7 protein-coding genes are annotated in these 15,033 nt (G+C 75.8%); all 7 read left to right on the top strand.

Features of this window, described 5'->3' with window-relative positions:
• From ACFCLZ_RS36620 to ACFCLZ_RS36590, 7 genes are read left to right on the top strand one after another with little or no spacing between them, the layout of a single operon-like run.
• Positions 1–1,275 (top strand): MFS transporter, encoded by a 1,275-nt coding sequence (locus ACFCLZ_RS36620; protein WP_380282228.1) that lies wholly within the window; start codon positions 1–3, stop codon positions 1,273–1,275.
• The gene (locus ACFCLZ_RS36615) at positions 1,272–4,457 is read left to right on the top strand and encodes an amino acid adenylation domain-containing protein (RefSeq protein WP_380282227.1); all 3,186 of its coding nucleotides are present in this window, start codon (positions 1,272–1,274) and stop codon (positions 4,455–4,457) included. The genes ACFCLZ_RS36620 and ACFCLZ_RS36615 overlap by 4 nt, the downstream gene beginning before the upstream one ends.
• Complete coding sequence (locus ACFCLZ_RS36610; protein ID WP_380282226.1) at positions 4,450–6,744, top strand: beta-ketoacyl synthase N-terminal-like domain-containing protein; 2,295 nt, start codon at positions 4,450–4,452, stop codon at positions 6,742–6,744. The genes ACFCLZ_RS36615 and ACFCLZ_RS36610 overlap by 8 nt, the downstream gene beginning before the upstream one ends.
• On the top strand, positions 6,744–7,013 hold the full coding sequence (locus ACFCLZ_RS36605; RefSeq protein WP_380282225.1) for a phosphopantetheine-binding protein: 270 nt from the start codon (positions 6,744–6,746) through the stop codon (positions 7,011–7,013). The genes ACFCLZ_RS36610 and ACFCLZ_RS36605 overlap by 1 nt, the downstream gene beginning before the upstream one ends.
• A complete protein-coding gene (locus ACFCLZ_RS36600) occupies positions 7,010–10,405 on the top strand; it encodes an amino acid adenylation domain-containing protein (RefSeq protein ID WP_380282224.1) in 3,396 nt (1,131 codons plus the stop codon). Before ACFCLZ_RS36605 ends, ACFCLZ_RS36600 begins: the two co-directional genes overlap by 4 nt.
• Complete coding sequence (locus tag ACFCLZ_RS36595; protein WP_380282223.1) at positions 10,402–13,281, top strand: type I polyketide synthase; 2,880 nt, start codon at positions 10,402–10,404, stop codon at positions 13,279–13,281. Before ACFCLZ_RS36600 ends, ACFCLZ_RS36595 begins: the two co-directional genes overlap by 4 nt.
• Positions 13,278–14,879, top strand: coding sequence for an amino acid adenylation domain-containing protein (locus ACFCLZ_RS36590; protein WP_380282222.1), 1,602 nt, complete (start codon positions 13,278–13,280; stop codon positions 14,877–14,879). The genes ACFCLZ_RS36595 and ACFCLZ_RS36590 overlap by 4 nt, the downstream gene beginning before the upstream one ends.
• Positions 14,880–15,033 lie beyond the last annotated feature (154 nt).

The raw sequence follows: 15,033 nt of genomic DNA, 5'->3' as shown, positions 1-15,033 counted from the left end.
GTGAGCGGGAACGACACGGTGCCCGCCGGCCGGCTCGCCCGGCTGGTCCCCCCCGACCCGCTGCGCCGCCGCCTGCTGGCCATCCGCTTCGCCGGAGCCACCGGCAAGGGCGTCTTCATCAGCGGCAGCGTCGTCTACTTCACCCTGCACGTCGGGCTCTCCGCCGGCCAGGTCGGCATCGGCCTGTCCGCCGCGGGCTTCGCGGGGCTCGTCTCCTCGGTGCTGTTCGGCATGATCGCCGACCGGATGCCCAAGCGGACCCTGCTGTGCGCGCTGTTCGCGGCGGTCGCGGTCGGATTCGGCCTGTACTCGGTGGTCTCCGACGCGGCGGGGTTCTACGTCCTGGTGGTCCTGATCGCCTTCCTCGACTACGGCACCGGCCCCACCGAGAGCGCCATGGTCGCCACCCTCGTCCCGGACGGGCAGCGGGTGCGGCTGAACGCCATGATGCGCTCGATGTTCAACATCGGCTTCAGCGTCGGCATCGGGATCGCCGCGCTCGCCGCGCTCAGCTCGCGGCTGCTGATGCTGATCCCGGTCGGCTCGGCGGTGCTGCTCGGCGCCGCGGCCGCCCTGGCGACCCGGCTGCCGGCCGGCGCGCCCAGCCCCGCCGCCCGCCGCCCCCGCCCGTTCGGCGCGATCCGCGACCTGCGCTACCTGAGCGTCGTCGGACTGTCCGCGCTGCTCGCCTCGCACATCAGCCTGCTGATGGTGGTGCTGCCGCTGTGGACGATCGACCGGACCGAGGTGCGGCCCTTCCTGGTCCCGCTGCTGCTGGTGATCAACACCGGGTTCGTGATCCTCTTCCAGGTCCGGGCCAGCAAGGGCGCCGAGACGCTGGCCGGCGCCGCCGCCATCGGCCGCAAGGCCGGCCTGTGGATCGCGGCCGGCTGCCTCGCCGTGTCGCTGACCGCCGTCTGGCACCACACCGCCCTCGCCGTGGCCGCGATCGTCGCCACCGTGCTGGCCCTGTCGGTGGCCGAGGTGATGCAGGCCGCCTCCGCCTGGGGCCTGGCCCTGGGCCTCGCCCCCAAGCACGCCGAGGGCGAGTACCTGGGCGCCTTCGACCTGCACGTGGCGACCCAGAACGTGGCCGGCCCGGTGCTGTTCTCCGGCCTGGTCATCGCCCAGGGCTTCTGGGGCTGGGCGGCGATCGCCGCGCTGGTGGCCGCCGCGGCGCTGCTGATCGGACCGGCCGCCCGGCGCAGCGCCGAGGCGATGGCGGGCCTCGCCGCCGTACAGGACACCGCTGTGGAGACGGAGGAACCGGTATGACCCGCACCGCACGCGCCTCCTTCGCCCAGGAGCGCTTCTACTTCCTCAACGAGCTCCAGCCGGGCAACCCCGCCTACGTGGTGGCGTTCGCGCTACGCATGGAGGGCGCCCTCGACCGCGCGGCGCTGAGCGGCGCGCTGCGCCGGGTGACCGCCAAGCACGAGGTCCTGCGGACCGGATTCGCGGTGCGGGACGGCGAGTTGGTCCAGCGGGTGGTCGAGGACGCGGAGCCGGAGATCACCCTGCGGGACGGCGGCCCCGCCGACCGCGCCGGGCAGGACGCCCAGCTGCGCGAGCTGGTGGCCGCCGAGGCCGCCCGCCCGTTCGACCTGGCCGGCGGCCGGGTGGTGCGCGCCCACCTCGTCTCCTGGGAGCAGGAGCAGCACGCCCTGGTGGTGCTGGTGCACCACATCGCCTGCGACGGCTGGGCGGTCGGCCTGCTGCTGGACGACCTGGCCGAGGAGTACGGCACCGGCGCGGGCGCACCGGCCGGCCCCAGCTACCTGGACTACGCCGAGGCGCAGCGCGCGCTCTGGTCGAAGAACACCCGCCGACTCGAGAACTGGCGCCGACTGCTCTCCGACGCCCCCCAGTTGACCCTGCACACCGATCACCCCCGGCCGAGCGTGCTGAGCTTCGCCGGCGCGGTGCTGCGCCGGCCCCTCGACCCGGAGCTGGTCGCCCGGCTCACCGCCTGGGCCAAGGAGCACGGCACCACCCTGTTCGGGGTGGCGCTCACCGCGTACGCCAAGGTGCTGGCCGGCTACGCCCGCCAGCAGGAGGTGGTGATCGGCGTCCCGGTGGCCAACCGGCTGGACGAGGCCGAGGAGCGGCTGGTCGGCTGCCTGGTCAACACCCTGCCGATCAGGGTCGACCTGTCCGGCGACCCGGACTTCGCCGAGCTGACCGCCCGCACCTGGCGCACCGCGCTGACCGCGCTCGGCCAGCAGGACGTGCCGTTCGAGCAGATCGTGCAGGCCGTCGGGGAGGAGCGGCAGCTCAGCCACGCCCCGCTGTTCCAGACCATGCTGACGGTGCAGAACTTCACCTTCACCGTGCCGGAGTTCGCCGGGTTGCGGACCACCGAGGTGGACGTGGAGATCGAGGCCGCCAAGTTCGACCTCGCGCTGACCCTGGACGTCTCGACCCGGGCGCCGTTCCTGCGTGCCGAGTACTCCACCGAACTGTTCGAACGGGCCACCGCCGAGCGGTTGTTGGAGCAGTACCACACCCTGCTCGCCGCGGTGGTCGCCGACGGCGAGCCCGGCCCGGTCTCGCCGCAGGAGCACCACCGGCTCACCGTCGGGTGGAACCCGCCCGTTCCCGAGCGGCCCGCCGAACACCCCTCCGTGCTGGACGCGTTCCGCGGCCACGCCGCCCGCACCCCGGACGCCGTGGCGCTGGTGCACCGGGGTGCCCAGGTGACGTACGGCGAGCTGGACGGCTGGTCCGACCGGATCGCCGCCGGGCTGGCCGCCACCGGGCTCGCCCGGGGCGAGCGGGTGGGCCTGCTGCTCGGCCGCTCGCCGGCCGTGGTCGCCGCGATCCTCGGCGTGTGGAAGGCCGGCGGGGTGTACGTGCCGCTCGACCCCGAGTACCCGGGGCCGCGGCTGGAACTGATCCTGGCCGGCGCCGCACCCGCCGCCCTGCTGGTCGAGCCGGACACCCTCGACCTGGCCCGCAGGCTGGCCGGGGAGCGGGCCCTCCTCGACGCCCGCACGCTGGACGGCCCGCGGCCCGCGCCCGCGGCACGGCCCGCCCCGGACGACCTCGCCTACCTCATCCACACCTCCGGCTCGACCGGCGTCCCCAAGGGCGTGATGGTCCGCCACCGCGGCCTGAACGCGCTCTGCGACCCGACCCCGGCCGGCCTGGAGACCGGCCCCGACGACCACTGGCTGGGCGCCCACTCCTTCTCCTTCGACGTCTCGGTCTGGGAGATGTGGGGCGCGCTCTCCTCCGGCGCCCGGCTGGTGATCGCCGACCAGGCCGACCTGGTCGACCCGCCGCGGCTGGCCCGGCTGGTGCACACCGAGCGGGTGACGGTGCTCAGCCTCACCCCCGGCGCCCTGTACCGGGTGCTGCCGCCGTTCTTCGACACGCTCGGCCCGGGCAAGTCCCCGGTGCGGTACGTGGTGCTGGCGGGCGAGGCGCTCAGCTGGTCCCGGCTGGCCTCGCTGGTCGACCCGGAGCGGCTGGCCGCCATCTTCGTCAACATGTACGGGATCACCGAGGGCACCATCCACGTCACCATCGCCCAGGTCCCGGCCGCCGACCTCGGCGGGGTGCGGGAGGGCGACATCGGCGTGCCGCTGCCCTCCGCCCGCTGCTACGTCCTGGACGCCCGCAGGCGGCCGACCGGGGTCAACGTGCCCGGTGAGCTGTACGTCGGCGGCGACCTGGTCGCCGCCGGGTACCTCGGCATGCCCGAGCTGACCGCGGACCGCTTCGGCGCCGACCCGTACGCCCCCGGCACCCTGTACCGGACCGGCGACCTCGCCAAGTGGGCACCCGACGGCCGGCTGGTCTACCTCGGCCGGGAGGACGGCCAGGTCAAGGTCCGCGGCTACCGGGTGGAACTGGCCGATGTGGAGGCCGCGTTCCTGCGCCAACCCGGCGTGCGGTCCTGCGTGGCCGCCGCCGAGGCCGACGAACTGCTCGCCTTCGTGGTCGCCGACCCCGGCCTCGGCGGCGAGCGCGAGCTGCGCGCCCTGGTCCGGGACGAACTGCCCGGGTACATGGTGCCCTCCCGGATCGTCCCGGTGGAGCGGATCCCGCTGAACGCCAACGGCAAGGTCGACACCCGCCGGCTGCTCGCCGAGCGCACCGCGCCGTCGCCCGCACCCGCCCCGGTACGGCCCGGCGACGACTCGCTGACCGGGCGGATCCGGGCGCTCTGGGCCGAGGTCCTGCGACGGCCCGACCTGGAGCCGAACGACAACTTCTTCGACGTGGGCGGGCACAGCTTCGCCCTGATCACGGTGCAGCAGCGGATGGCGGAGATCGGCCTGGAGATCTCGGTGACCGACCTCTTCCGCTTCGGCACGGCGGCGGCCTGCGCCGCCCACTTCCGGCCGGCGCCGACCGCGCCCGCCGACGACCAACGGCTCGCACAACGCCGGCAGGGCCGCCAACAGCTCGCCCGCCGGCGGCGACTGAGCAGAGGGGACGAGCATGCCTGACGACCTGGGACAGGACCGGATCGCCATCATCGGAATGGGGATCCGGCTGCCGGGCGCCGGACGGGACCTGGACCGCTTCTGGCACAACATCGAGCACGGCGTGGAGGCGATGAGCTTCTTCGACCGCGAGCAGCTGCGCAGCTGGGGCTACCCGGACGAGGTGATCGACCACCCGGACTTCGTCCCGGCCCGCTCGGTGCTGGACGACTACGACTGCTTCGACGGCCGGCTGTTCGGCTACTCGCCGCAGGACTGCGTCCTGATGGACCCGCAGCAGCGGGTCCTGCTGGAGTGCGCCTGGAGCGCCCTGGAGCACGCCGGCCACCCGCCGATCGCCCCGGACGGCAACCGGATCGCCGTGCACGTCGGCACCGGCCTGAACGTCTACCTGCTGGACATCCTGTGGCCCAACGCCCGCGCGGTGAAGTCCGCCGGCGGCCTGCAGATCCTGGTCTCCAGCGACAAGGACTTCGCCGCCACCCGGATCGCCTACAAGCTCAACCTCCAGGGCACCGCGTTCTCCGTGCAGACCGCCTGCTCCACCTCGCTGGTCGCGGTCCACCTGGCGGTGCAGAGCCTGCTCACCCACGAGGCGGACATCGCGCTGGCCGGCGCCGCCTCGGTGGGGCCGCCCACCCGGCGCGGCCACTTCCACGAGCCCGGCGGGATCTTCTCCCCGGACGGCCGCTGCCGGACCTTCGACAGCCAGGCCCAGGGCACGGTGGACGCCGACGGCGGCGCCATCCTGGTGCTCAAGCGGCTGGAGGACGCGATCCGGGACAACGACACCGTGCACGCGGTGATCGCCGGCACCGCGGCCGTCAACGACGGCGCCCGCAAGGCGGGCTTCACCGCCCCCGGACCGGAGGGCCAGGCCACCGCGGTCCGCTCCGCGCTGGCCGTCGCCGGACTCGAACCGGACGCCATCGGCCTGGTCGAGGCCCACGGCACCGGCACCGTCCTGGGCGACCCCATCGAGGTCTCCGCGCTGCGCACCGTCTTCGACACCGACCGCCCGGACCGGCAGCCCGTCGCACTCGGCGCGCTCAAGTCGATCATGGGCCACCTGGACACCGCGGCCGGAGTGGTCGGCGTGGTGAAGACCGTCCTCGCCCTGAAGAACCGCACCATCCCGCCGGTCGCCCGGTTCACCGAGGCCAACCCCGCGCTGGGGCTCGACAAGTCGGTGCTGTACGTGCCCACCGAGGCGCACGAGTGGCCGGCCATCGACGGGGTGCGCCGGGCCGGCGTCAGCTCCTTCGGCATCGGCGGCACCAACACCCACGTCGTGCTGGAGGAGGCTCCGCCCGCCCGCACCAACGGGCCCAGGCGCCGGGAGGGCAGCGAGCTGCTGCTGGTCTCCGCCAAGACCGAGGAGGCCGCCACGCTGAGCCTCGCCCGGATCAACGAGCACCTGGCCGGTGTGCCGGCCGCGGACCTGCCCGACCTCGGGTACACCCTGCGCACCGGCCGGGCCGAGCTGCCCTGGCGCGGCTGCCTGATCCGCACGCCCGACGAGGACTTCAAGCCGCTGCGCCCGGTGCGCCGGGCCACCGCGTCGCAGGCCGAGCGCGGCGTCGGCTACTTCCTCACCGGCGGCGGACGCCTGCCCGGAAGCACGCACACCTACAATCTGGACGCGCACTTCCGGCAGATCGTCGACCAGGGCTACGCCGAGCTGCGCACCTCGGGCGGCGAACCGGACCTGGAGACCCGGGAGCTGGTCGGCCGCTTCGCCCTCGCCCAGGCCTGGATCGACGCGCTGCGGCGGCGCGGCGTACGCCCGTCCGCCCTGGTCGGCCAGGGTGTCGGCGCCCTCGCCGCGGCCTGCGCCGCAGGCGTGCTGGGCTTCACCGACGCGGTCGGCCTGGCCCTCGGCCGACCCGCCGACGGCCTGCGCTGCGCCGAGCCGGCCGTCCCGCTGTACGCCCCGGACGGCACCCCGATCGGGGCCGGGCAGGCCGGCGACCCCGGCTACTGGGCGGCCCGGCTGCACGAGGAGCACGACCGGAGCTTCGCGCCGCCCGCCGCCGGACCGGACCCGGCCGCCTGGCTGGAGATCGCCACCCAGGTGCTGCCGCACGTCGGCGTCGAGCCGCCGGCGCTGTCCAACGGCTACGACCAGCTGCTCGCGTCGGTCGGCCTGCTCTGGGAGATGGGCATCGGCGGCCCCTGGGACCCCGCGCTCGACCAGGGTCTGCGCCGCGTCCCCGCCCCCGGCTACCCCTTCGCCCCGACCCGGCACTACCTCGACATCCCCCCCACGGCCAAGGAGAGGCACCTGTGATGAGTGAGCACCGGGACATGGCATGGGCCGCCGAGTTCGAACAGGTCTGGATGGAGGTCCTCGGCGTGGACGCCGTCGACCAGGACGACGACTTCTTCGACCTCGGCGGGCACTCGCTCAGCGCCCTGCGGCTGTCCATGCTGGCCCGCCAGGAGCTCGGCCTCGCCGTCGAGCTCAACCACGTCCTGGAGAACCCGCGCTTCGGCGACCTGCTGGCCGTCGCCGCGAAGGCCGGGCCGGAGCGGGTCGCCGAAGGCGGCCGGGCATGACCCTGCCGGCCGGCCCGCTCGCCGAGTGGACCCCGCTGGTCGCCAACCTCCTCGGCCTTCCGGCCGGGGAGGTCGGCGACCGCTCCTCGCGGGAGTCCTTCACCGCCCTGGGCGGCACCTCACTACAGGCGATCGCGCTCACCGCGGGCGGCCAGCGCGACCTGGCCAAGGACGTCGAGGTCGCCCGGCTGCTCGGCGCGCTCCCACTGGCCGAGGCCCTGGCCGGGGCGCGGGACTACGTCCGCACCGAGCCCGCGCCGCGCGAGGCGGCCGCCGAGGCGCTCGACCGGGAGCTGCTGCCCGGTCAGAAGGCCATGCTGGCCGCCCACCTGGCGGGCCACGACCAGTCGTACCACCTGATGTTCACGCTCCAGCCGCCGGGCGGGCTGGATCCCGCCCGCACCGAGGCCGCCCTGCGCGCGCTCACCGCCCGGCACGAGTCGCTGCGCACCCTGTTCCGCGAGCACGGCCAGGGCGCCCGCCGGACCGTCCTGCCGCCCGGCGGCGCCCCCCGGCTGCTGCACCAGCGCCTGCCCGCCGGAACGGACCCGGTCCGGGCCGTCCACGAGCTCTACGGGCGGCGCGCCGCCGAACTGCTGCGCCCCTTCCAGGAGCCGCCGGTGGTGTTCGTCCGCACCGACGCGGGGGAACGGACCCTGCTCACCGTGCTGGTGCACCACGCGCTGGCCGACGGCTGGAGCATCGGCGTGCTGTGGCGCGAGTTCGCCCGCCTCTACCAGGACGGACCCGCCGCGCTGCCCGCCACCGCACCGTCCCCCGAGTGGACCGCCACCCGGCTCGCCGCCAAGGACGCCGCCGGCGCACTCGCCGCCGCCACCGACCGAGTGGCCGCCCGGCTGGCCGGCGCCCCGCTGGTCGCCACCCTGCCCACCGACCGCCCCCGCGCGGAGGAGGCCGACGGACGCGGCGATCGGCTGGTCTTCGAACTGGAGCCCGCCGTCGCCGAAGGCGTGGACGGGCTCGCCCGGCACGCCCGGACCACCGTCACCTCCGTCCTGCTCGCGGCCTGGGCCCTGGCCGCCGCCCGCCGCGCCCGGACCTCGGACCTGCTGCTCGGCGTGGCCGCCTCCGGCCGGTTCGAGGCCGGCATGGCCGACCTCGTCGGCCTGTGCACCCGGATCGTCCCGGTCCGCTGCCGGAGCGACGACCGGCAGACGGGTACCGCCTACGTACGCGCCACCGCGGCCGCGCTCGCCGACGCCGTCAGCGACGCCGACCTGCCCTTCGCCCGGGTGGTCGACGCGCTCGCCGGCGAGGTCGACGCCACCCGGAACCCGGTCGCCCAGCTCGGCTTCGCCGCCCACCACGACCTGGTCCCGGACCGCTTCAGCACCGCGGCCGGGCAGTGGCGGGTGCACGAGGGCCACTGCCACGGCTCGGTCTTCGACGCCCTGCTGTTCGTCCAGGACTGGTCGCGGCGGCCCAGGCTGGCCGTGGAGTACGCGAGTTCGGCGCAGGACGCGGCCGACATCGGCGAGCTCGCCGAGTCCTTCCGGACCGTCCTCGCCGAACTCACCGCCCGGCCGGACGCCCCGCTCGGCGAGGTCACCGGACTCTCCGCCGGACAGCGGCTCAGGCTCGGGCAGCTCGGCGGGGGCGGCGAGTTCACCGGCGGCGAGGACCTGTGGACCAGGTTCGAGCGGCAGGCCGAGCGGCAGCCCGACGCGGTCGCCGTCGACGACCCGCACACCGGCACCGTGCTGACGTACCGCCGGCTCCGGGCCCACGCCCTCGCCCAGGCCGAGCGGCTGCGCGCGCTCGGCGTCCGCCCCGGCGACCGGGTGGTGCTGGAGGTGCCCCGCTCGGCCGCCGAGGCCGTCGCCGTGCTCGGCGTCCTGAGCCTGCCCGCCACCTACGTCGCCGTCGACCCCGGCGTGCCCGCCGACCGCCGCGCCCGCATCGCCGGGGCCGTCGCCCCGGCCGCCCGCATCGGGGGCACCGCGGACGACCCGGCCCTCGCCGCCGTCCCCCGGTGCCCACCGGCCGACCTTTCGGCGGACACCGCGCCCTCCGCGCACCGCAGCGGAGAGCCGGCCGGGCCGGGCGCGGCCGCGTACATCTCCTTCACCTCCGGCACCACCGGTGAACCCAAGGGCATCGTGGTCCCGCACCGGGCGGTGCTGCGGCTGGCCGACGACGGGCGGCTGTTCGCCGACCCGGCCGGGGCGCGGATGCTGCGGCTCTCCCCGCTGGCGTTCGACGCCTCCACCCTGGAGCTGCTGGTGCCACTGGCCGCCGGCGGCACGGTGGTCGTCCACCCGCCCGTGGAGCCCACCCCCGGCGGCCTGGCCGCCTTCCTCCCCGCCTCCCGCACCACCCACGCCTGGCTCACCTCCGGCCTGTTCCACCTGGTCGCCGACCACCGGCCGGAGGCGTTCGCGGGCCTGCGCCAGCTGTTCACCGGTGGCGGCGTGGTCTCACCCGACCACGTCCGCCGGGTGCTGCGGCAGTGCGGCCTGCTGCGCGTCACCAACGGCTACGGGCCGACCGAGAACACCACCTTCACCACCGTCTGCCACGCCGACGGCGCCCACGAGGTGCCCGACCCGTTCCCGATCGGCACGCCGGTGCACGGCACCGGCGTGCGGATCACGGACGACGCCGGCCGTCCCGTGCCACCCGGCGCCGTCGGCGAACTGCGCACCACCGGCGCCGGCCTCGCCGACGGCTACCTCGGCGACCCGGACCGCACCGCCGCGGCGTTCACCGAACGCGACGGCGAGCGCGAGTACCGCACCGGTGACCTGGTCCGCTGGGGCGCCGACGGGCGGCTGCGCTTCCTCGGCCGCGCCGACCGCCAGGTGAAGATCGCCGGCCACCGGGTCGAACCGGTCGACGTGGAACGCCGGATCCGCGAGCAGCCCGGCGTCCTGGACGCGGTGGTGTTCGTCGCCGCCGAGCGGCTGTGCGCGGCCGTCAAGGCGCCCGCCGACCTGCTCGCCGGGATCCGCGCCTGCGTCGAACCCGGGCTCGCCCCGTACGAGCGCCCGCAGCGCTGGCTCGCCGTGGACGCCTTCCCGCTGGACCGCAACGGCAAGGTCGACCTGCGCGCCCTCGGCGCACTGTCCGCCCCCGCCCCCTCCGCCCCCTCCGCCCCGGCCGTCGGCGCCGCTCTCCCCCCGGTCCCCGCCGCCGACCTGGAGGAGCTGATCTCCAAGGTCTGGGCCGGGGTGCTCGGCACCGACGACTTCGACCCCGACGAGGGCTTCTTCGACGTCGGCGGCGACTCGCTGGGCATCGCCCTGGTCCGCCGCCGGCTCCAGGAGCAGCTGGGCGGCCGCCCGATCCCGCTGACCGACCTGTACCGCTTCCCCACCGTGCAGTCCATGGCCGCCCACCTGCGCACGACGACCACGGGAGTACCCAGATGAGCCAGGAGATCGCCGTCGTCGGCATGGCCGGCCGGTTCCCCGGCGCCGCCGACCTGGACGCGTACTGGTCGAACCTGGTGGCCGGCCGGATCACCGTCAGCCGGCTCGGCCGCGCCGAGCTGCTCGCGGCCGGCGTCCCCGCCGCGCGGCTGGACGAACCCGGCTACGTCCCGGTGCGCGGTACCGTCGCCGACCCCGAGCTGTTCGACTCCGCCTTCTTCGGCATCCCGCCGCGCGAGGCGGACCTGATGGACCCGCAGCAGCGGCTGCTGCTGCAGACCGCCTGGGAGGCCCTGGAGTCCGGTGGCCTGATCACCGACGGCCCGCCGGGCCGGGTCGGCGTGTTCGCCGGCGTGGGCTTCAACTACTACCTCCAGCAGCACGTGCTGGCCGACCCGGCCGTACTGGAGACGGACGGGCTGCTCTCCGTGGTGCTCGCCAACGAGAAGGACCACCTGGCGACCAGGATCGCGTACCGGCTGGGCCTCGGCGGCCCGGCGATCACCGTCCAGAGCGCCTGTTCCACCTCGCTGACCGCCGTCCACCTGGCCTGCCAGAGCCTGCGCACCGGCGACTGTGACGTGGCCCTGGCCGGCGGCGCCTACCTCGCGCTGCCCCAGCAGTCCGGCTACCAGTACGAGCCCAAGGGCATCATGTCGCCGGACGGCAGCTGCCGGCCGTTCGACGCCACCGCCAACGGGACCGTGCCCGGCAGCGGCGTCGGCATGGTCGCGCTCAAACGCGCCGAGGACGCCCGCCGTGACGGCGATCTGATCCACGCCCTGATCTCCGGCTCCGCGATCAACAACGACGGCGCCGCCAAGGTCGGCTACACCGCGCCCGGCGTGGCCGGCCAGGTCGACGTGCTGGCCCGCGCCTACGACGCGGCCGGTGTCGACCCGGCGACCGTCGGCTACCTGGAGGCGCACGGCACCGCCACCGAGGTCGGCGACGCGATCGAACTCGCGGCGCTGCACGAGGTGTTCAAACCCGGCGGAGCCCGCTGCTCGCTCGGCTCGGTCAAGGCGAACATCGGTCACCTGTCCGCCGCCGCCGGGGTGGCCGGGCTGATCAAGGCCGTCCTCGCGCTGCGCACCCGAAAGCTCCCGCCACTCGCCGGAGTGAGCCGGCCGCGCGCCGAACTGCTCGACCCGGCAAGTCCGTTCACCGTGGACACGGTCGCCCGCGAGTGGACCGCCGCACCCGGGCAGCCCCGCCGCGCCGCCGTCAGCTCCTTCGGCCTCGGCGGCACCAACGTCCACCTCGTCCTCACCGAGGCCCCGGCCGCCGAACCGGCGCCCCCGGCCGAGGGCCCCGAACTGCTGGTGCTCTCCGCCCGCAGCGACGACGCCCTGCGAACCGCCGCCGAACGGCTCGCCGCCCACCTGGGCGAGCGGCCCGACCTGCCGCTGCGCGACGCCGCCACCACCACCCGCGAACACCGCCGGCACTTCCCGCACCGCCTCGCCGTGGTCGCCGGGGAACCGGCCGCCGCCGCCCGGGCACTGACCCGCGCTCCCCGCAGCACCGCGCTGCGCCGACCCGAGGTGGTGCTGCTCTTCCCCGGCCAGGGCGCCGAGGCCCCCGGCATGGCCGCCTGGCCGTACCACCGCTTCCCGGGATTCGCCGCCGACCTCGACCGGGGCGCCGACCACGTCCACGGCCTGCTCGGCGTCGACCTGCGCGACCTGCTGCTCGGCGGCGACCCGCACGGGCTGGTCCACCGCACCGACCTCACCCAGCCCGCCCTGGTCCTGCACGAGTACGCGCTCGGCCGGCTGCTGCTCTCCCTCGGGGTGAAGCCCGCCGCGCTGATCGGCCACTCGGTCGGCGAGTTCGCCGCCGCCGCGCTCGCCGGGGAACTCGCCCTCGACGAGATGCTGCGGCTGGTGGTCGAACGCGGGGCGCTGATGCAGCGCGCCCCCGAGGGGCGGATGGTCGCCGTCCTCGCCGCCGAACCGGAGGTCCGCCGCCACCTCGCGGACCTCGACGACCTGGACCTCGCCTCGCTCAACGCCCCCGAGGTCGTGGTGGTCTCCGGCCCGATCGCCCCGGTCGACCGGCTGCGCGAACGGCTCCTGGCCCACGGCGTGCCGCACCGGCCACTGCCCGCCCAACGCGCCTTCCACTCCCGGATGATGGCCGACGCCGCCACCGCCCTCGGCGCCGCGGCCGCGGGCATCCCGGCCCGCCCCGCCACCGTCCCGGTGGTCAGCACGGTCGACGGCGGCCTGCTGCCCGTGGGCGGCATCCGTCCGGCCGGCTACTGGGCCGGGCAACTGCGCAGTCCGGTCCGCTACCAGCAGGCGGTGGAGGCCGTCGCGGACCGCTCCCGGCTGGTCCTGGTCGAGGTCGGCCCCGGCAGCGGACTGATCGGCAGCGCCCGGCAGATCCCCGCGGTGCGGCACGCCGCCCTGGTCGCCCTGCAGGCCCGGCGCACCGACCTGCTCGGCGGCCTCGGGCAGCTCTGGGCGCACGGCGTCGACGTGGACTGGCCCGCGGTCCGGGCCGGCGCCCCCGCCGCCCGGGCCGCCCTGCCCACCCATCCCTTCGCCGCCACCCGGCACTGGCTCGACGCCCCGGCTCCGACGGCCCCGGCACCCGCCGCCCCCGCCGTCCCCTCCGCTCCCGCCGCCGAGGGCGCGGAGGGCGCCGTGGACGCGCCGCTCGGCCGGGTCCTCGACATCTGGCGAACCCTGCTGGGCGTCCCCGACATCGGCCCCGACTCCGACTTCTTCGCCCTCGGCGGGGAGTCCCTGCTCTTCATCCGGATGATCTCCCAGGTCCAGCGCGCACTCGGCACCCCGATCGACATCGCCGCCCTCGCCGCGTCCCCGACCCCGCGCGCGATCGCCGCCCAGGCGGTGGCCGAATGAGCGATCGCACCGGTCGCACCGACCTGCCGACCCTGCTCGGCTTCAACCCCGACCCGACGCCCGCCCCGCGCGTCCCCGTCCACGAGGCGATCTGCCGGCAGGCCGCACGCACGCCCGACGCGATCGCCCTGCGGCACGGGGACGGCATCGTCACCTACCGCCGACTCCTCGACGCCGCCGCCGCCCTGGCCGGCCGGCTCACCGCCCTGGGCATCGGCCCCGGCGCGGTGGTCGGCCTGTCCGCCCGCCGCGGTCCCGAACTGGTCACCGCCGTCCTCGGCATCCTGCTCGCCGGCGCCGCGTACGTCCCGCTGGACCCGCAGCACCCGCCGGTCCGGCTCCGCACCATGCTGGACTCCACCCGGGCGGCCCTGCTGCTCACCGACGCCACCGCGCCACCCCTGCCGGACGGGCACCGCGTCCCGGTCCTCCCGCTCACCGGCGCACCGCCTGCCACCGCCCCGGCCCCGCTCGACTGGCCGCACTACCGCGCGGAGCCCGCCGTCGTCGACGGCCTCTGCTGCGTCATCTTCACCTCCGGATCCACCGGCGAGCCCAAGGGCGTCGAACTGACCCACGCCGCCCTCGCCAACCGGCTCGCCGGGATGCTCGACCGGCACCGGCTCGGCCCCGCCGACGTCCTCCTGCAGAAGACCCCGTACACCTTCGACGTCTCCCTCTGGGAACTCCTGCTCGCCTTCCTGGCGGGCGGCACCCTGGCCGTCGCACCGCCGGACGCCCACCGCGACCCGCAGGCCCTGGTCGAGCTGATCCAGCGGCACGGGGTCACCATGGTCCACTTCGTGCCGTCGATGCTCGCGCTGTTCGTCACCGAGCCCGCGGTCGGGCGCTGCACCACCCTGCGCACGGTGCTGTGCGGCGGCGAAGCCCTTCCGCCCCCACTCGCCAACACCCTGACCGCCACCCTGCCGCAGGCCGCCGTGCACAACATGTACGGACCCGCCGAGGCCACCATCGACGTCACCGGCTGGCACTGCCGCCCGCACGAGGACGGGGACCTGGTCCCGATCGGCCGCCCGCTCTCCAACGTCCGCGCCTACGTCGTCGACGAGTCCGGCGACCTCGCCCCCGTCGGCGTCCCCGGTGAACTCCTGCTCGCCGGACCCTCCCTGGCCCGCGGCTACGCGGGCCGCCCGGACCTCACCGCCGAACGCTTCGTCGAACGGCCGATCGCCGGCCGCACCGAGCGGGTCTACCGCACCGGGGACCTGGCCCGCTGGTCGCCCGACGGCCACCTCGACTACCTCGGCCGGATCGACACCCAGGTGAAGATCCGCGGCCAGCGCGTCGAGCTCGGCGAGATCGAGGCCACCCTGCGCCGCCACCCCCGGGTCCGCAACGCGGTCGCGGTCCTCCGCGACGGCCGGACCCTGGTCGCCTACGCCGTCCCCGCCGTCGGCACCCCGGACGAGCTCGACGAGACCACCCTCCGCGGCCACCTCGCCGACCACCTGCCCGAGCACATGGTGCCCGCCCGCATCGTCCCGCTCGCCGAGATCCCCACCACCGCCCACGGCAAGGCCGACCGGTCCGCCCTCCCGCCACCGCCCCGCCGCCGTCCGCGCCCCGCCCGGTAGGCGCGGCAGGCCCCCGGCGCGGCCGGGGGCCCGGCCGTCCGGTGTCCGGGGCGCGCACCGGCCCACCGGTCACTCGCCGTAAAGTTAGGCGAGGCACACCTCAGTCACACGGGCCGTACCCCTTCTCGCCGCACCGGCGCGGGCGGCCCCCGTC

This window comes from Kitasatospora purpeofusca (assembly GCF_042691725.1).
Taxonomy (GTDB): domain Bacteria; phylum Actinomycetota; class Actinomycetes; order Streptomycetales; family Streptomycetaceae; genus Kitasatospora; species Kitasatospora purpeofusca_B.
This window is presented reverse-complemented; position numbering and strand designations above follow the sequence as displayed.